Source organism: Microbacterium sp. CGR2 (genome assembly GCF_003626735.1).
GTDB lineage: Bacteria > Actinomycetota > Actinomycetes > Actinomycetales > Microbacteriaceae > Microbacterium.
On record NZ_RBHX01000001.1, the window covers coordinates 1684742 to 1701886 of the forward strand.

General features: G+C 68.0%; 18 protein-coding genes. 7 read left to right on the forward strand and 11 right to left on the reverse strand.

What is annotated here, in order from left to right:
- Positions 1 to 43: 43 nt before the first annotated feature.
- Together arr and D7252_RS08420 are read right to left on the reverse strand one after the other, a co-directional pair.
- Complete coding sequence (gene arr, locus D7252_RS08415; RefSeq protein WP_120774976.1) at positions 44 to 454, reverse strand: NAD(+)--rifampin ADP-ribosyltransferase; 411 nt, start codon at positions 452 to 454, stop codon at positions 44 to 46.
- 38 nt (positions 455 to 492) lie between these two features.
- Complete coding sequence (locus tag D7252_RS08420) at positions 493 to 1278, reverse strand: SDR family NAD(P)-dependent oxidoreductase (protein WP_120774977.1); 786 nt, start codon at positions 1276 to 1278, stop codon at positions 493 to 495.
- 105 nt (positions 1279 to 1383) lie between these two features.
- Here D7252_RS08420 and D7252_RS08425 point away from each other — a divergent pair, with 105 nt between their 5' ends.
- A complete protein-coding gene (locus D7252_RS08425; RefSeq protein WP_120774978.1) occupies positions 1384 to 1872 on the forward strand; it encodes a MarR family winged helix-turn-helix transcriptional regulator in 489 nt (162 codons plus the stop codon).
- A gap of 28 nt (positions 1873 to 1900) precedes the next feature.
- Here D7252_RS08425 and D7252_RS08430 read toward each other — a convergent pair whose 3' ends face one another.
- The gene (locus D7252_RS08430) at positions 1901 to 2686 is read right to left on the reverse strand and encodes a DNA/RNA non-specific endonuclease (protein ID WP_120774979.1); all 786 of its coding nucleotides are present in this window, start codon (positions 2684 to 2686) and stop codon (positions 1901 to 1903) included.
- A gap of 141 nt (positions 2687 to 2827) precedes the next feature.
- Here D7252_RS08430 and D7252_RS08435 point away from each other — a divergent pair, with 141 nt between their 5' ends.
- Positions 2828 to 3142 (forward strand): CHY zinc finger protein, encoded by a 315-nt coding sequence (locus tag D7252_RS08435; protein ID WP_120776873.1) that lies wholly within the window; start codon positions 2828 to 2830, stop codon positions 3140 to 3142.
- A 10-nt stretch (positions 3143 to 3152) separates the two neighbouring features.
- Here the strand turns inward: D7252_RS08435 and D7252_RS08440 are convergent, their stop codons facing one another.
- On the reverse strand, positions 3153 to 3494 hold the full coding sequence (locus D7252_RS08440; RefSeq protein WP_120774980.1) for a metalloregulator ArsR/SmtB family transcription factor: 342 nt from the start codon (positions 3492 to 3494) through the stop codon (positions 3153 to 3155).
- Between the two features lie 84 nt (positions 3495 to 3578).
- Between D7252_RS08440 and D7252_RS08445 the strand changes: the two genes are divergently transcribed.
- Positions 3579 to 4886: an FAD-dependent oxidoreductase gene (locus D7252_RS08445; protein ID WP_120774981.1), complete on the forward strand. Its 1308-nt coding sequence runs from the start codon at positions 3579 to 3581 to the stop codon at positions 4884 to 4886.
- Here D7252_RS08445 and D7252_RS08450 read toward each other — a convergent pair.
- From D7252_RS08450 to D7252_RS08470, 5 genes are read right to left on the reverse strand one after another with little or no spacing between them, the layout of a single operon-like run.
- Positions 4883 to 6553 carry an ABC transporter ATP-binding protein gene (locus D7252_RS08450; protein ID WP_183055231.1) on the reverse strand — a complete coding sequence of 557 codons (1671 nt, stop codon included), beginning with the start codon at positions 6551 to 6553 and terminating at the stop codon, positions 4883 to 4885. The genes D7252_RS08445 and D7252_RS08450 overlap by 4 nt on opposite strands.
- Complete coding sequence (locus tag D7252_RS08455) at positions 6550 to 8229, reverse strand: ABC transporter ATP-binding protein/permease (RefSeq protein WP_120774983.1); 1680 nt, start codon at positions 8227 to 8229, stop codon at positions 6550 to 6552. Before D7252_RS08455 ends, D7252_RS08450 begins: the two co-directional genes overlap by 4 nt.
- 3 nt (positions 8230 to 8232) lie before the next feature.
- The gene (locus D7252_RS08460; RefSeq protein WP_120774984.1) at positions 8233 to 9243 is read right to left on the reverse strand and encodes an ABC transporter substrate-binding protein; all 1011 of its coding nucleotides are present in this window, start codon (positions 9241 to 9243) and stop codon (positions 8233 to 8235) included.
- Positions 9240 to 10073, reverse strand: a complete 834-nt coding sequence (locus D7252_RS08465) for an ABC transporter ATP-binding protein (RefSeq protein ID WP_120774985.1) — start codon at positions 10071 to 10073, stop codon at positions 9240 to 9242. Before D7252_RS08465 ends, D7252_RS08460 begins: the two co-directional genes overlap by 4 nt.
- Positions 10070 to 11188: an iron ABC transporter permease gene (locus D7252_RS08470; protein WP_259461070.1), complete on the reverse strand. Its 1119-nt coding sequence runs from the start codon at positions 11186 to 11188 to the stop codon at positions 10070 to 10072. Before D7252_RS08470 ends, D7252_RS08465 begins: the two co-directional genes overlap by 4 nt.
- Before the next feature lie 101 nt (positions 11189 to 11289).
- Between D7252_RS08470 and arsB the strand changes: the two genes are divergently transcribed.
- The 4 genes from arsB to D7252_RS08490 all read left to right on the forward strand — a co-directional run bounded on the left by arsB (position 11290) and on the right by D7252_RS08490 (position 15048).
- Positions 11290 to 12414: an ACR3 family arsenite efflux transporter gene (gene arsB / locus D7252_RS08475; RefSeq protein ID WP_120774986.1), complete on the forward strand. Its 1125-nt coding sequence runs from the start codon at positions 11290 to 11292 to the stop codon at positions 12412 to 12414.
- Complete coding sequence (locus D7252_RS08480) at positions 12411 to 13403, forward strand: metalloregulator ArsR/SmtB family transcription factor (RefSeq protein WP_120774987.1); 993 nt, start codon at positions 12411 to 12413, stop codon at positions 13401 to 13403. The genes arsB and D7252_RS08480 overlap by 4 nt, the downstream gene beginning before the upstream one ends.
- Before the next feature lie 26 nt (positions 13404 to 13429).
- Positions 13430 to 13837, forward strand: coding sequence for an arsenate reductase ArsC (locus tag D7252_RS08485; RefSeq protein ID WP_120774988.1), 408 nt, complete (start codon positions 13430 to 13432; stop codon positions 13835 to 13837).
- 194 nt (positions 13838 to 14031) lie between these two features.
- The gene (locus tag D7252_RS08490; RefSeq protein ID WP_120774989.1) at positions 14032 to 15048 is read left to right on the forward strand and encodes a TerC family protein; all 1017 of its coding nucleotides are present in this window, start codon (positions 14032 to 14034) and stop codon (positions 15046 to 15048) included.
- A gap of 33 nt (positions 15049 to 15081) precedes the next feature.
- On the opposite strand, the gene D7252_RS08495 is transcribed toward D7252_RS08490, so the two are convergent.
- Positions 15082 to 15987 carry an arginase family protein gene (locus tag D7252_RS08495; protein ID WP_120774990.1) on the reverse strand — a complete coding sequence of 302 codons (906 nt, stop codon included), beginning with the start codon at positions 15985 to 15987 and terminating at the stop codon, positions 15082 to 15084.
- Positions 15984 to 16925 (reverse strand): SDR family NAD(P)-dependent oxidoreductase, encoded by a 942-nt coding sequence (locus D7252_RS08500; protein ID WP_120774991.1) that lies wholly within the window; start codon positions 16923 to 16925, stop codon positions 15984 to 15986. Before D7252_RS08500 ends, D7252_RS08495 begins: the two co-directional genes overlap by 4 nt.
- Positions 16926 to 17145: the final 220 nt, after the last annotated feature.

The window sequence follows — 17145 nt, forward strand, 5'->3', positions numbered from 1 at the left end:
CACCGGAACTGCGACCGGAACTGCGAGCATCTTCGAAGCGGCCTCAGTTGATGATCTCGCCACCCTCGTCGGCGCGGATTGCGGCCAGCCGCTGCCGCCACGTCGCCAGCGCTTCGGGCGTCAGCCGCGTCCAGTCGACGACCTCCCCGACGACACGGATCGGATCGCTGCTGCGGTACGACCGGGTGGGATTGCCGGGGAACTTCTTGTCGGTGACGTTCGGGTCGTTCTCGAACGTGCCGATGGGCTCCACGAGGTAGACCCGGGGCTCGCCGTCGCCGGCTGCGAGTTCGGCGGCGAGGCCGGCACCGTCTCGCAGGGCGGTGAAGTAGATGTGATTCATGACGATCTCCGGGCGGTAATTCGACCGGAACCCTGCGGTGAGAAGATCCCCGACCTGAAGATCGGCCTTGGTGCCGTGGAAGAACGGACCGTCATCGGGTGCTTCGCTCATCGCGCCAGCCTAAGCCGACGCGATGAGCGGAGCGAGTGTCAGACGATCGTCGGCAGCACGCCGCCGTCCGCGCGGAGCGCGGCTCCGTTGGTCGCGGACGACAGCGGGCTGGCGAGGTAGGTCACGAGGTTCGCGATCTCGGTGGGTTCGAGGAAGCGCTGCACCAGCGAGGTCGGGCGCACGAGGGCGGACTTCATCTGATCGGTTGTGATCGACTGCGCCGCGGCGATCTGCTCGACGACGTTCGCGACCCCGTCGGAGTAGGTCGGCCCGCCGAGGACCGTGTTCACAGTGACGCCCGTGCCGCGTGTGAGCTTGGCGAGGCCGTTGCTCACGGCGAGGGATGCCGCCTTCGTCGCACCGTAGGGGATCATGTTGCCCGGCACGTCGACGGCGGATTCCGTGCCGACGAAGATGATCCGACCCCAGCCGCTCTCGATCATCGAGGGGAGGAAGCGGCGCGACAGCCGCACGCCCGCCATGACGTTGACCTGGAAGTACCGCAGCCACTCGTCATCCGTCGTCTCAGGGAACTCTGCGACGTCGAAGGTGCCGACATTGTTCACGAGGACGTCGACCGCTCCGATCTCGCCGAGCAGGGCGTCGATGCCGGTGGCGTCGGAGAAGTCCGCGGCCACTCCGAAGACGCTCCCGCCGGGGACGGCGCCACGCAGCTTCTCGACTGCCGAGTCGACCCGTTCGGCGGTGCGTCCGTTCACGATCACCTCGGCGCCCTCCGCGAGGCACGAGGCGGCGACGGCATAGCCGATCCCTTGCGTCGAGCCGCTGATCAAGACGCGCTTTCCTGCGAGCTTCAGGTCCATGGTCAGTCCTCCTTCTGCTGCCTCTCCGACAGCATTTACTTTCTTAGTCAAGTGAACCCTACGTTGATTCACTTTCCTGAGCAAGTTTGCGGCTACGATGTGGGGATGGCTGATGCAGGCGATTCGCGCGGGTGGAACCCGGAGGAACTGGAGACCTGGTCGGCGGTGGCGACTCTGCTCGAGTGGCTCCCGGCTGTTCTGGACACCCAGCTGCGACAGGACTCCGAGATGAGTCACTTCGAATTCGGCATCCTGTTCGCCCTCGATCAGGCGGAGGGCAACACGCTCACCATGAGTGAGCTCGCGGGATACGCGAACAGCTCCCTCTCGCGGCTGTCTCGTGCGGTCGCGCGACTGGAGAAGAACGGATGGGCGGCGCGTCGACCCAAGCCGGACGACGGCCGCATCACCCTCGCCACCCTGACGGACGAGGGGGCGGCAGCAGTTCGCGCGGCCCTCCTGGGACACACCGCGCTCGTGCGCCGAATCGTCTTCGGCTCGTTGACCGACGCCCAGTCCCGCCAGCTCGGGGCGATCGCGCGCAGGATCACGACCGCGATCGACTCCCAGGACGCGTGGGCTCCGCCGCGCTGAACGACGCCGCCTCTCGCCCCGCCCGGTCTCAGAGGACGATGTCTCCGAACGAGGCGAGCGACCGCCTGCCCGCCGGCCGCACCGTCGGGTCGTTCAGCACGTCGGCGTCGCGGAGGACGTCGACCGCGATGCCCGCGGCATCCGCGATGTCGGTGATCGGGGCCTGGAACGTCCGGAACGCGCCGAGTGGGGGATGCGCCAGCAGCCCGTCGCGGGTATCGACCAGCTCGCTCTGATCCAGGAGGAACCCGGCGGCCCGGAGACCGTCCGGGCTCTGCCAGGCGGCGATCTTCCAGAAGAGCAGCGGAACACGGATGCCGCGGTACGGCGGGTCGTCATCGGCGAGCACCGGGGCGGTGAACACACTCACGCGCTGATCGGTCGTCTCCGCGTACGCGAGCACGTGGTCTTCGAGGCCGAGCCAGAGCTCCTTCGACTGATTGAACCCGGCGGCTTGAGGGGCCGCATTCGGGTAGAAGAACGTCGCCTCCATCGCGTCGCGTGCTTCTTCCGTGTCTCCCCAACCCGGATCGCGTCGACGCACGAGGTGGCCGCGATCGAGGTCGTTCCGCGCATACACATCGGGCCCCGTCTGCTCGCCGGCATCCGCTCTCGGGTCGAGTCGCCAGTCGCCGTCCCGGGGGAGGTCGCGGAGCGAAGCCCCGTCGATGTTCACACCGGTGACCGACGCGAGCCGCCGTTCCGGGTCGAGGAGCACCGTGAATCGCGGATAGGGGAGTGTCCGGACCTCTCCCCCCGGTTGTGGAAGCATCAGTTCGGTGGCGAGGAACCTGGAGTCGTAGCCGTCGGTCATGGCTCCTATCGTGCCGGACTCGTGGCAAGCGCGAAGGCTCCCACGGCGTGGCGGCCGCCGCGCGCCTCCGCGTGACGATGTTCTGCTGCGGATGCGGTGGCGGTCGCATGGCAGGATCGTGAGCGGAAGGGGGTGCGCGCGATGATCGTACGCGGCCGCATCATCGACGCGATGACGAGGTGCGTGCACTACGGAACCGCCGTCGACATCGTCGCGATCCGGTTCGCGTGCTGCGGCGAGTACTACCCCTGCCATCTCTGTCACGAGGAGACGGCGGGTCACCCGGCGCAACAGTGGGGCTTGCACGAGCGCGAGACCAAGGCTGTGCTGTGCGGAGCATGCAGGACGGAGTTGTCGATCGGTGAGTACCTCCCGGTCTCGGAGTGCCCGCACTGTCGATCGCGGTTCAACGAGGGGTGCGCGCTGCACGCCCACCTCTACTTCGAGATCGCGTAGCCCGCAGTGGTCACGCAGTGCGCAGGGCGTCGGCAGCCGCATCGAGCGCCGTGCCGTTGAGGGCGAAGTAGGCCCACTTGCCGCGCTGCTCGCGGGTGACGAGACCGGCATCGGTGAGCAGTTTCATGTGGTGCGACACCGTGCCCTGGGAGAGGCCGACCGGCTCGGTGAGGTCGCAGATGCAGGCCTCGCCCCCTTCTCCCGCGGCGATGAGTGACAGCAGGCGCACACGGGTCGGATCGCCGAGAGCCTTGAATACGCGCGCTGAGCGTTCGGCGTCTTCGACGGACAGCGCCGAGGTGACGCGCGGGACGCAGCAGGCGGTGGCGTCGATGGTCAGGGGCAGGCTCACGGGTACAGTCTCACATGTATTGACATTCTTCGATAGATGCGCGAGCCTCAATCGTATTGAAGAACTTCGATTTGAGGAGATGCGATGTCCGAGCTTCCGTTCGTCATCATCGGTGCAGGCCCGCAAGGGCTGGCCGCCGCCGCCCATCTGGTCGAGCGGGGCCAGGATGTGGTGGTGCTCGAGAAGGGCGCCACCGCCGCATCCGCCGTGTCCGAGTGGGGTCATGTGCGCCTCTTCTCCTCCTGGCCCGAGCTCACCGACGCGGCTGCGCGTCGGCTGCTCGAGCCTTCGGGGTGGGTTGCTCCGACCAGCGGGTACCCGACGGGCGCGGAATGGGTGAGCGGGTATCTGGCTCCACTCGCCGCGGCGCTGGGCGACCGGGTTCGGTACGGCACGACGGTGACCGGGGTCGCGCGGCAGGGCCGCGACAAGGTGGTCGACGGAGGGCGCAGAAGCCAACCGTTCGTGCTGCACGCGACGGATGCTGACGGCGAAGAACGGCGATTCCTTGCACGAACGGTCGTCGATGCGAGCGGCACGTGGGAGCTCCCGAACCCGGCAGGGGCGGACGGCTACCCCGCGCAGGGCGAGACTGCTGCGACGGAGCACATGTCGTACCGCATCCCTGACGATGTGTCGGGATTCGCCGGAGCGCACGTCGTCGTGGTCGGCGCCGGGCATTCGGCGACGCACACGGTCCTGCGCCTGAGCGAACTCGCTCGGCGTTCACCCGGCACCCGCGTCACGTGGCTGCTCCGCCGGGGGAGCGCGAACCAAGTCTTCGGCGGCGGTGCGGGCGATGAGCTCCCCGAACGTGCGGCGCTCGGCTCCCGTGCGCAGAAGGTGATCGAATCCGGGGTCGTCGAGTTGATCACCGGCTTCCGTGTCTCGGAGTTCCGGCGCGACGGCGACGGTCTGACCGTCCTGTCCGAAGACGGGCGCGAGGTCACCGGCGCCGCCCACGTCTTCGCGCTCACGGGGTTCCGGCCGGACACGCGCATCCTGCGCGAACTCCGCACCGACCTGGATGCCTCGCTCGAAGCGGTCGCCGGGATCGCCGCGGAGATCGACCCGAACATCCACTCGTGTGGTTCGGTGTCGGCGACGGGAGCGCGCCAGCTCGCCCAGCCCGAACAGGGGCTCTTCATCGTCGGCGCGAAGTCCTATGGGCGGGCGCCGACGTTCCTCGCGCTCACCGGGTTCGAGCAGGTGCGCAGTGTCGCCGCGCACCTGGTGGGCGATCATGAAGCGGCGGCGCGCACGGAGTTGGCTCTGTCGGAAACGGACGTCTGCGGCGGCGCCGGCGACTTCGACGCGTCAGGCGGCGGATGCTGCGCAGCACCGGCGGTGTTGCAGATCGGCCTGCAACCGGTCGGTGGCGGGCGGCCCTAGCCGCGCGTGCGGTCGGGGACCGAGCTGAATTCCTTCGCCGACGGCGCCCCGGGCGTCTTCAGCTCGACGACTCGGTCAGCCGCGGCGATAGTCGCCGGCCGATGTGCGACCAGCAGCACCGCCCGGTCGTCCATGGTGTTCACCACTTCCATCATCGCTGCGTCGGCCTCGGGGTCGAGCGAGGCCGTCGCCTCGTCGAGCACCAGGACCTGCGGATCACGCAGGAGTGCTCTGGCGATCGCCACCCGGGCGCGTTGCCCTCCGGAGAGCCCGGAGCCATGCTCTCCGACGGGCGTGTCCAGTCCGAGCGGAAGTGCACTCTCGGGGCGAAGGAGGCCGGCTGCGTGCGCGGCGGTGTCGACCATGTCTGCGGTCGCGCCGGGATCGCCGAGGATGATGTTGGAGCGGATCGTCCCACGCAGGAGAGGGGACGACTGTGGGACGACCGCGATGCGCACACGGAGTTCATCGTCGGTGAGGTCGCGCAGATCGGTCCCGTCGACCCGGACGCTGCCGGCATCCGGGTCCCACAGTCGCTGGGCGAGGCGAGCAGTCGTCGTCTTGCCCACACCGGATGGACCGGTCAGCGCCACGATCTCGCCGGGACGGATGTGCAGACTCATGTCGGCGAGCACCGGTCGCTCGCCGTCGTACGAGAACGTGATCCGATCGAAGACGAGACCCGACTCCGGCCAGGCGGGGTGGTGGTCCCTGCGGTCGGTGATGGCGGGCGGCGTCGCGAGCACACCGACGATGCGATCGGCCGCGGCGCGCAAAGTGCCGGTGTTGCGCAGCAGGTCCGCGATCTGCGCCGCGGGCGCGAGGCCGGCCACGGCTACGGTCAGTGCCAAGGGGATATCGACGGGCATGATCGCCGACGGAGTGAAGACGACGATGAGGATCGTGCCGATCGTGGCCAGTGCCAGCGAAACGTCGGCGATGCCCCGCTCCGCTCCGAGACGGCCCGCTTCCCGCACCTGGGTGCGGGCGAGCATCTCGGTGTCCTGGGCAAGACGACCCACCTGACCTCCGAGCGCGTCGGCGCTGATCAGCTCTCGAAGACCACGCACGGTGTCGAGAAGCTCGGCCCGCAGTGCCGCCGACCCGGCGGCGAGCCGGTCGCTGTCTCGATGAGCGCGACGAGCGGTGATCAGGGGCACGACCACGCCCACGGCGAGCAAGGGAAGCCAGATGAGCAGCAGCAACGGGCTGATCGTGGCCGACACGGCGATGCTGGTCGCGAGAACGAGGACCGCGCTGAGCAGCTGCGCGGCGGTGTGGGCATACAGCCACTCGAGGGTCTCGATGTCGGCCATCACGGTGGTGGCGAGGTCTCCGCTGCGGCGGTGCCCGACGCGCGCCGGAAGCGCACGACGAAGGGCATCGAACACCCGCGTCCTCAGATCGCCGATTATCCCGTAGGCGAGGTCATGCGAGACCCAGGACTCACGCCACGCCGTCAGCGAAGCGACCACGCCGAGCCCGATCAACCCCGCGAAGGCACTGTGCGGAACGGGTTCTCCGGTGAGCGACCGCCCGACCACGATGGCAAGGCCCAACGCGATGGTGAGCACTGCTGCCTGCGTGACCACGCTCCACAGGACCGTCTCGATGAAAAGCCCACGGCGTGTCGCGACGATGGGAAGGAGACGGAGAACGGATCTCATCGCCCGCCCTGCCGTGCAAGTGCGCCGACCGGCGGGGGTCCGCTTCCGGAATCCGACAGTCGCCCGTCCTCCAGCGCGATCCAGCGTGTGGCATGCGCGCATGCGCTTTCGCGATGCGCGATGAAGACGATCGTGCGGTCCTGTGCTGCTGCCGCGACGCCATCCATCACGCGGCGCTCGGTGTCGGTGTCGAGAGCGGAGGTCACTTCGTCGAGCACGAGGAGCCGTGCGGGCGACAGCAGCGCCCTGGCGATCGCGAGGCGCTGCCGTTGCCCGCCGGAAAGCTGCTCGCCGTTCTCCGCGAGGAGAGTGTCGTAGCCGTTTGGCAGCGCCGAGACGACCGCGTGGACGTCTGCTGCTTGGGCCGCCGCCACGATCTCGGCATCGTCCGCGTCCGGTCGGAAGAGGCGGAGATTGTCCCGCACCGACCACGCGAACAGTACGGGATCCTGCGGGACGACGACCACGCTGCGGCTGCGGGCTCGGGCAGTGAACCGGCGCAGATCGACGCCATCGAGGCAGATGCTCCCGGCGCTGGGATCCATCTCGCGTTCGAGCAGCCGGGCGAGGGTGCTCTTGCCCGATCCGGATGCGCCCAGGACTGCCACTCTCTCTCCGTCGGCGATGCGAAGTTCGATGCCGCGGACGCCGCTTCCGGTGCGGGGGTAGCGGTAGGAGGCTTCCATGATGTGCAGGTCTCCGGTCTGAGCGGGGTGATCCTGTGTGCCGTGCTCCGGGACCGCGGGGGTGAGGGACAGGAGACGATCGAGGCCGTCGACGGCGTTCAATCCGAGGTAGCCGGCGTGCCAGTGGACTCCGAGGTCCTGCACCGGACGGAAGCACTCTCGGGCGAGGAGGAGGACGGTGACCACCGTCGCAGCAGACGCGTCGCCCGCGAACGTTGTGGAGGCCGCGGCGAGAACGGCGAGGATGACGCCCAGGTGCATCGCGAGGGCGCTGACAGCGGTCTCGACGAGCGAAAGACGCAGTTGCGACATGGTCGAGCGTCGAAGGACCTCCGCCTCGAGTGCGAGCTGGGTTGCGGTGCGTCCTGAGGCGCCGAATCCGCGCAGCAAAGGGATGTTCTGCAACGCCTCGATGTACGCGGAGGTCAGCCGGGCGAACCGGTCCCACCGGGTTCTTCCGTTCTTCAGAAGCAGGGAATCCCATGCACGGGGGGCGAGCACGGCGATGGCGGCCGCACCGGCGAGAGCGATGCCGGCCGCCGGTGACAGGGCGGTCGCGATGATGACGATGGTGGCCGGCACGACCAGGACGATGAGGAGCTGCGGCAGGTAGCGCGTGTAGTACGCGTCGAGACCGTCGACGCCGTCGATCACCGTCGCCGACAGAGCCCCGGAGTCGCGCTCTGCGGCGGGCACCAATGCCAGTCGGTCCAGCAGTCGCCGACGCAGCGCGATGCGTACCGATGCACCGATCCGTACGGCGAGGGGTTCTCGGGCCCAGATCACAGCGCCCCGCAGGATCGTCAGGGCCGCCAGCAACCCGAGGGGGAGCAGCACGTCACCCTCCCCGCGCGTCAACGTCACGATCACCGTCGACAGACTGAGCGCGAACGCGACCTGCAGCGTGGAGATGAGCAGGCCGACGATGGCGAGTGCGAGAACCGCGCCGGGGACCGCACCGGCCAACTGCAGCAGTCGTCGGTGGATCATCGTTCAGAAGGCGTCGGGGTAGAGCGCCTCGGCGATCTGCCGCACGGCACCGACGTTGCCCAGGGTCCCGGGGAACACATCGGCGCTCGACACCGCGATCAGGCGGTCGTCGCGGACAGCAGGCATGTCGGGAAAGGTCGAGGTGAGGTATTCACGAGTAGCCGCTTCGTGAGCTTCGTCGTACACGGAGAACACCAGCGCTTCCGGTTGCTCGGCGGCGAGGGACTCCGGGGAGATGGTGGCGGCGAAGAACCCGGCGAAGGCCGGCTGCTCCGGGGTGAAGACGTTGTCGGCTCCCGCGGATCGGAGGATGTCGTACTCGATGCCCGCCCCGATTCCCTGCAGCGTGGCGCCCTCGACGTACACCTGCGCCACCCGCAGGTTCTCGACGTCGGCCACCGCGTCGGCGACCTCCGCCAGATCGGCCTCGCTCTCGGCGACGAGCTCAGCCGCGGCATCCTCGACGTCGAAGATCTTGCCGAGGTTGTCGAGATCGATGAACAGGTCGCTCACCTCTCCGCTCATGCGCCGCTCTTCACATCCGCCCGCGGCGACGTAGACCGCGGCACCTGCCTGTTCGAGCTGCTCGATGCTCGCGGATCCCTGCTCGGCGGTGAACTCGTACGTGGTCGGTGAGTAGACGAAGTCCGGTTCCACCGACAGGAGGTCCTCCCGGCTGGGCGGCATGGCATCGCCGATCACCGGGACGGACTCGGCGAGCCCGGCCACGTCGGTGGGGAGGGCCTGCGCCGTGGACTGCGCCTGTCCCGCCAGGCGATCGGCGAGACCCAGACGGAGAAGCAGTTCCGTCTGCGCCGGGTGCATGCCGACGACCGCCTCCGGGATGGCGTCGAGCACGATCTCCCGTCCGCAGTTCTCCACCGTGACCGCGGCCTGGTCGGCTCCGTTGTCGGCGGCCGGGGTCACCGAGGTGCCGCAACCGGTCAAGAGCAGCGTCCCGGTGGTGACCGCGATGACGGCGGTGCGCGTGCGAACGCGAAGGGTGAGAGTCATGAGTGGATGCTGCTTTCTGTTCGGGTCGGTAGGGGCGGAAGCGCCTCGGGGGTGCCGTCGGAGGGGGAGTCGTCCATGCGACGGAAGGCGAAGACCGGCGCGTCGCCATCCCGGAGGACACGGACGTCGACGCCGAAGACGCTGCGGATCAGGTCGGGGGTGAGCACGTCGGAGGGAGTGCCCGCCGCCACGATGCGACCGCGGTGGAGCACGATCACCCGGTCGCAGTATTGGCTCGCGAGGTTGAGGTCGTGGAGGGCGGCGATCACGGTGCGGCCGAGATTTCGCACAGTGCTCATGAGGTCGTGCTGGTGGCTGATGTCGAGGTGATTGCTCGGTTCATCCAGGACGAGCACCGGGCTCTCCTGGGCCAGAGCCCGTGCGAGCATGACGCGTTGCCGTTGGCCACCGGAGAGGGTCGCCACCATGCGGTCGGCGAGGTCCGTGATCTCGGCGCGCCGCATCGCGTCCGCGACGATGCGCAGGTCGTCGGCGGTGTCGCGGCCGAAAGAGGCGTGATGCGGCGCTCTGCCCAACAGGACGGTCTCCTCGACGCTCAGATCGAAGTCGGTGGGGGGATCCTGAAGCATGACAGCGACGGCTCTGGCGCTCTGTCTTCCGGTGAGGCTCGTCAGGTCTTCGCCGTCGAGGCGCACACGGCCGCTTCGCGGCTTGACCGCGCGATAGAGGGTGCGCAGCAGTGAGGACTTCCCGCTGCCGTTCGGCCCGAGAAGACCCACCACCTCTCCCGAATGCACCGTCAGTGACGCTTCGCTGACGACGTCGTGGCCGCCGAGACGAACGGTGATGCCATCGATTTCGACCTTCAACGCCCGAACCCCGCCCGCTCGGCACCACTGCGCCTCATCAACCAGAGGAAGAACGGTGCGCCGACGAAAGCGGTGAGGATCCCGAGGGGGATCTCTGTCGGCGTGGCGACGGTACGTGCGAGCAGATCCGCGACCATCAGGAAGACAGCGCCACCCAGCACGGTCACGGGCAACAAGCGGCGGTGATCTGCACCGACCGCGATTCGTGCGACGTGCGGAATGACGAGGCCGACGAAACCGATCCCGCCGGCGACCGATACGACGGCTCCGGTCAGCAGGGAGGCGATCACGAGCATCAGGCCCCGCAGTCGCCCGGCATCGATTCCGAGTGATGCAGCTGATTCGTCACCGGTCATCAACGCATTGAGCGATCGCGCCAACAGCGCGGCGACGGTTCCTGAGATGACCAGTGCGACAGCCGGACCGATCAGGCTCGACATCGTCGCTGCGGAGACGCTGCCGAGCAGGAAGAAGAGAACGCTCACGACGTTCTGCGCGTCCGTGGAGATGGTCAGGTAGCTCGTGACCGCGCTCAACAGCGTGCCGAGTGCGACACCCGAGAGGATCATGCGAGTCGGAGACAGTGCGCCATCCTTTCGCGCCAGGGCCCAGACGCAGGCACAGGCGACAAGGGCGCCGGCGAACGCAGCGACGTTCATCGACAGCCCGCCCAATGCGGCGGATCCGAGCACGATCACAAGCACTGCGCCGACACTGGCACCGGAGGAGACGCCGAGGATGTACGGCTCCGCAAGCGGATTTCGCACGGTCACCTGCATCAACGCACCCGCCAGCGCGAGCCCCGCACCGGCGAGTGCCGCCAGAAGCGTTCTCGGGAGTCGGAACTGCCAGACGGCCTGATCCTGCAAGACGGTCACAGACCCGTCGGCCATCCACGGCATGCCAGGAATCAGGTGCCCGATGACGATCTGCGCGGCTTCGACCGGTTGCACCTGCACTGATCCGATCGCACCGGAGATCACGATCAGACCGAGGATCGCAGCTGTCAGGGCGACGCACAGCCAGGCCGCACGCCGCGGCAGCCGACGTCGATGCGCCGCCTCGGGCGCCTCGTCACGCCGTTGCGCGCCGGTGGCGCGAGAGATGAGGGACACGATCACAGGTTATTGATAATGATTCTCAATCGCAAACTGAGGAGTGCAGGGCAATTCGCTTCGCCGCGGGTTGTGGACCGCATCGATGAGTGTCAATATAGATGCATGTCGATACAGCGAGACGTTCCGTGAGTACTGCCACCGCGCCGACTCCGGTCGCGACGACACGTCGACTCTCCGCGCTCGACCGCTGGCTCCCGTTGTGGATCGGCCTCGCCATGATCGGCGGTGTCCTCCTGGGCCGCTTCCTCCCCGGTGTATCCGAAGTCCTCGCCGATTTCGAGGTCAGGGGCATCTCCATCCCGATCGCGCTCGGCCTGCTCGTGATGATGTATCCGGTGCTGGCGAAGGTCCGCTACGACAAGGTCGCAGCCGTCACCGGGGACAAGAAGCTCCTGGTCTCCTCTCTGCTGCTGAACTGGGTCGCCGGCCCGGCGCTGATGTTCGCCCTCGCGTGGATGTTCCTTCCCGACCTGCCGGAGTACCGCACGGGGCTGATCATCGTCGGCCTCGCGCGGTGCATCGCCATGGTCGTCATCTGGAACGACCTCGCCTGCGGTGACCGTGAGGCGGCCGCGGTCCTCGTGGCGATCAACTCCGTCTTCCAGGTCGTCGCCTTCGCGCTCCTCGGCTGGTTCTACCTCACCGTTCTGCCCGGGTGGCTGGGGCTCGACACCGCTGGCCTGGAGATTTCCGTGGGCGAGATCGCACTGAACGTGCTGATCTTCCTCGGCATTCCGTTGGCCGCAGGCTTCGCGTCGCGATTCCTCGGAGAGCGGCGCAAGGGACGCGAATGGTACGAGGAGCAGTTCCTGCCGCGCATCGGTCCGTGGGCGCTGTACGGGTTGCTGTTCACCATCGTGCTGCTCTTCGCCCTGCAGGGCGAGCAGGTCACATCGCACCCATGGGACGTCGCGCGCATCGCCGTGCCGCTCCTGGTCTACTTCGCGGTCATGTGGTTCGCCGGGCTGCTCACCGGCAAGGCGCTCGGTCTCGGTTACGCCCGCTCGTCGACCCTGGCGTTCACGGCGGCCGGCAACAACTTCGAGCTGGCCATAGCCGTCGCGATCGGCACCTTCGGGGCGACCTCCGGACAGGCCCTGGCCGGCGTCGTCGGGCCGCTCATCGAGGTGCCCGTTCTCGTCGGGCTCGTCTACGTCTCGCTGTGGGCGGCCCGTCACTGGTTCCACACTGATCCGTACACCGCGGAGAGGATGCCGTCATGACCGTCACCGTGACGTCCGGCGAGACCTGCAGCCCCGTCGCCACCCATGCCATCGGGCAGGCGGCAGCGGTTTCGGTGGCGACGACGCTGAAGGCGCTGTCCGACCCTCTGCGTCTGCGGATGCTGTCGGCCATCGCGTCCGATCCCCGCGGGGAATCGTGCGTCTGCGACCTCGCGGAACTCGCCGAGGTGTCGCAGCCCACGGTGTCTCACCACCTCAAGGTGCTCAAGGACGTCGATGTCCTCGTCTCGGAGCGTCGGGGCACGTGGGTCTGGTATCGGATCAACCCCCGTCGCCGCAGCGCCGTGACCGCACTCCTGGATTCGTTCGCGCCGGCCACGGTGGACGCGCCGTGGAGTATCGAAGCAGACGTGGAGGACCGCCGGCCGGACTTCGACGCCCGCGTGACGCGTCTCGCCGAAGAGCTGGCGGAGGAAGTGACGGAGCTCGACGCCGGCACGGTCTTGTCGGTGGTGCGCGAGTCGTACACTTCGCTCGCGCGCACCGCCCGCGTTTCGTCGGCTCTGGTCCCGCTCACCGAGCGCTTCGCCCGGCAGCGTCTGAGCGATCTCACCCGCGATCGCCGCGCGGGCCTCCCGCAGGTTCTTTTCGTCTGCGTCGCCAACGCCGGTCGTTCGCAACTGGCGGCCGCGCTCGTCAACCAGCTCGCGCAGGGCAGAGTGGTCGCTCGTTCGGCAGGCTCCAGTCCCGCCGATGTCATCCACCCCCATGTCCGTTCGCTCCTCGCGGAGATCGAGGGCGATGTCGCGGACGAGCGCTTCCCCAAACCGCTCACCGACGACGCCGTCCGCGCAGCCGATGTCGTCGTCACGATGGGCTGCGGTGATGTCTGCCCGATCATCCCCGGCATCCGCTACGACGACTGGGCGGTGGGAGACCCCGCGCTCGCATCGCGGGAAGGCGTGGAAGCCATCCGCGACGACATCGCGGACCGGGTGCGCATCCTTCTCGACGACCTTCTCTCTTGATCACCCCTTCACTCCCAGGAGTCAGCATGACCGACACAGCATCCAAGCCGTCCGTCCTCTTCGTCTGCGTGCACAACGCCGGTCGCTCGCAGATGGCCGCGGGGTTCCTCCGTGACATCGCCGGCGACCGCGTGGAGGTGCGCTCCGCCGGATCCATGCCCGCCGATCAGATCAACCCGATCGCCGTCGACGCGATGGCCGAGCTCGGCATCGACATCACCGCCGAGCAGCCGAAGGTGCTCACGACCGAAGCGGTGCAGGCATCCGACGTCGTGATCACGATGGGCTGCGGCGACGCCTGCCCGTTCTTCCCCGGCAAGCGGTACGAGGACTGGAAGCTCGACGACCCCGCAGGTCAGGGCATCGAGTCGGTCCGTCCCATCCGCGACGACATCCGCCGCCGAATCGAGCACCTGGTGAGCGAGCTGGTCTGACCTGTGCCGGGGTTGTCGGCGGATGTTCAGGAACGGACGGACGCCGCCTTCTAACCTGGAAGTCCCAAGGGGAGTACTCCGATACGGTCGGGTCGTCATTACGGATGCACGTCGCATCCCGGGCCACCGGTTCCTGATCTCAGGAATGGAGAAGACTTTGGCGGTGCTTCGGCACCCCGAGTCGGGAGTCTCTGTTGGAAATCACCCCACTGATCTGGGTCATCACGATCGCGGTCACGATCGCCTTCTTCGTCTACGAGTTCTTCGCGCACGTGCGCACGCCACACGAACCGTCGATCGGCGAATCCGCACGATGGTCGGCGTTCTACATCGGCCTCGCGCTGCTGTTCGGTGTCGGCATCGGCGTGGTCTCCGGTTGGACGTTCGGCGGCGAGTACTTCGCCGGGTACCTCACCGAGAAGGCACTGTCGATCGACAACCTGTTCGTCTTCCTCATCGTGATGACCGGCTTCGCGGTGCCGAAGATCTACCAGCAGCGGGTGCTGATGATCGGCATCGTGATCGCCTTGATCCTGCGTGGTGCGTTCATCGCGGTCGGCGCCACCCTGATCGAGAACTTCTCCTGGATCTTCTACCTGTTCGGGGCGCTGCTGCTGTTCCTCGCCTACCGTCAAGCGACGGGCAGCCACGAGAGCGACCCGGCCAACGGGCGGTTCATGACCTTCGTCCGTCGGCATCTTCCCGTCACGAACGAGTTCCACGAGGCCAAGCTCACGGTCGTCAAGGACGGCACGCGGTTCGTCACGCCGATGCTGCTCACGATCGTGACGATCGGGTTCGTCGATCTCATCTTCGCCGTCGACTCGATCCCGGCCATCTACGGACTCACCAATGAGGCGTACATCGTCTTCACGGCGAACGCCTTCGCTCTGATGGGGCTCCGTCAGCTGTACTTCCTGATCGGCGGGCTGCTCGAGCGCCTCGTCTACCTCGCGCAGGGGCTCGCCGTCATCCTCGCGTTCATCGGTGTCAAGCTCGTGCTGCACGCGCTGCACGTGAACGAGCTTCCGTTCGTGAACGGCGGTCAGGCCGTCGAGTGGGCGCCCGAGATCCCCATCTGGTTCTCCCTGCTGTTCATCGGGGCGACGATCGCCGTCGCGACGGTGGCCAGCCTCATCAAGACGCGGGTCGACCGCGGGACAGCCACGGTCGAGTCGGACGACGCGGTGCCGGAGCGGGAACTCTCCTGACCGAGGGCGTCACGCTGACGCCTGTGGTGGGATTCAGCGCACCAGCGCTGTGCCCAGCGTGCTGAGGCCGTCGTCGAGAACGTCCACCAACAGGCGGGCGTATCGACCATCGGGGTCGAGGTCGGGATCGAACACGGTCACGCTCGCTCCGACCGCCCGGGGCGCGAGTACCCGCAGCAGATCGGTGAGTTCGGCTGCGGTGATCCCGCCGGGGTCGGGGCTGTCGACGGCCGGCATGACAGACGGGTCGAGCACGTCGACGTCGACCTGAAGCCAGTAACCGTCTGGGCCCGCGACCTCGGCCGATGCGGCGGCGACAGCGGCGGCACCTCTCGCGACGACCTCGGCCGCCGACGTCACGCGACCGAGCAGTGCGCGCGCTTCGTCCTGTTCCGCGTCGTCAGGGCGATGACCGATGTGCGCTGTGCGCGCGGGGGAGAAGTAGGGCGCGAGTCCGTCGATGTCGGTGATCGCGGGCCAGTGCATTCCGACTGAAGCGGCGAGGTCTTCCCCGGCGACACTCGCGCAGTCGTCGCTGTTGCCCGGATGCCGGAAATCGGTGTGCCCGTCGACATGAACCAGACCGATGCGCCCCCGTCTGGCGGACGCGACGCCGGCACCGAGGAGAATCGAGCAGTCGCCGCCGATCACCAGAGGGGCATTCCCGGCATCCAGTACCTCGCCGATGCGTGTTGCGAGACGCCGCGCGTGCTCGACGAGCGCTGCTTCATTGCGCACCCGCCCCGGCAGTCGCGCCTCATCGTCGTCGATGTACCGGCCGGGGAGGACGACGCCCCCGTCTGCTGCGCCTTTCGCGGCGAAGCGGGCATGGAGCCCGGCTTCGCGGAGTGATTCGGGGGCCTTCGCCGTGCCGGGCACGCTCCCTCGCTGCGGCGGCCGGAGGCCGAGGTTGCTCGGAGCCGACAGCAGAGTGATCATGAACCCAGTGTCGTCGGGGCGTCGGACATCCCGTCAAGTGGGAAGCGCACGCCGGTGAGCTGTTCCGCCGCCGGCCACAACGCGGCGCCGGTGTCCGCCGAGCGGACCTCAGCGGAGACCGCGACACGGGCCGGAGTGCCGCGGAACTCCAGCTTCCCGCTCGGACCCCAGTAGTCGCCGCTCTGCACGCCGGCAGCGGTGGCGGCGTGGATCACGGGCGCGGCACCGTCATCCTTTCCCTGCACGAAAGGGCGACTCAGCGCGGCCAGTCGACGGAGCGCGGCGGACACCTCGACGCTCCCGGGACGTGGTGCCGTCAGCGGGTCGACCGCGTATCCCGGGTGTGCGCAGACCGCCGACCGTCCTGTCCCCGACCACCGTCGGTCCAGCTCGAACACGAAGGCCATGAGTGCGGCTTTGGATCGGCCGTACCGCCGGAGCGAGCTCCCTTTCCATGGCCGGGACAGCTCGCCGGGGTCGATGCGGGCGAATCGGTGCGCGAGTGAGCCGACTGCCACCACGCGAGCGTCATCGGCGAGAAGAGGCTCGAGCCGGGCGACGAGCGCGAAGTGGCCGAGGAAGTTCGTCCCCATCATCAGGTCGAGACCGTCGCTGGTCTTCGCGTCGCGCCGTGCCGACTTCACACCGGCGTTGCAGATGACGGCGTCGAGGCGTTCGCCGATCTCTGCGGCTGCTCGTCTCACGCTGTCGAGCGAACCCAGGTCGAGGCCGACGACCCCAAGGTCCGCGTCGGGCACGTGTAGCCGGATCGCGTCGACCGCCGTGGCTGCCCGTTCGGCCGAACGACATCCGAGGAGAACTCGCGCTCCGCGTGCGGCCAGTGATTCGGCGCACCAGTAGCCGATGCCCGTGTTTGCTCCGGTGATCAGGATCGTCCGGCCGTCGAGGTCTTGCGGCTTCGTGGCGGGAGCATCCATTGATCCAACCTACGGGCAGGCGGTGCTCACGATCTTGTGTGCGTTATATGTCTCTTCGCCTTGCGTGCGCTAGCGATCAGCGTCTCAGGTGTCTCATTCCAGGGGAACACGCCGTCGCGGAACCGGTAGACGTGCACGATGCCGTTGTCGCTGCGCACCAGCATCGCATCGTCTATGAGGCGAGGATCGCGCGTCGTGAATGTCTCGACGACCACGGAGT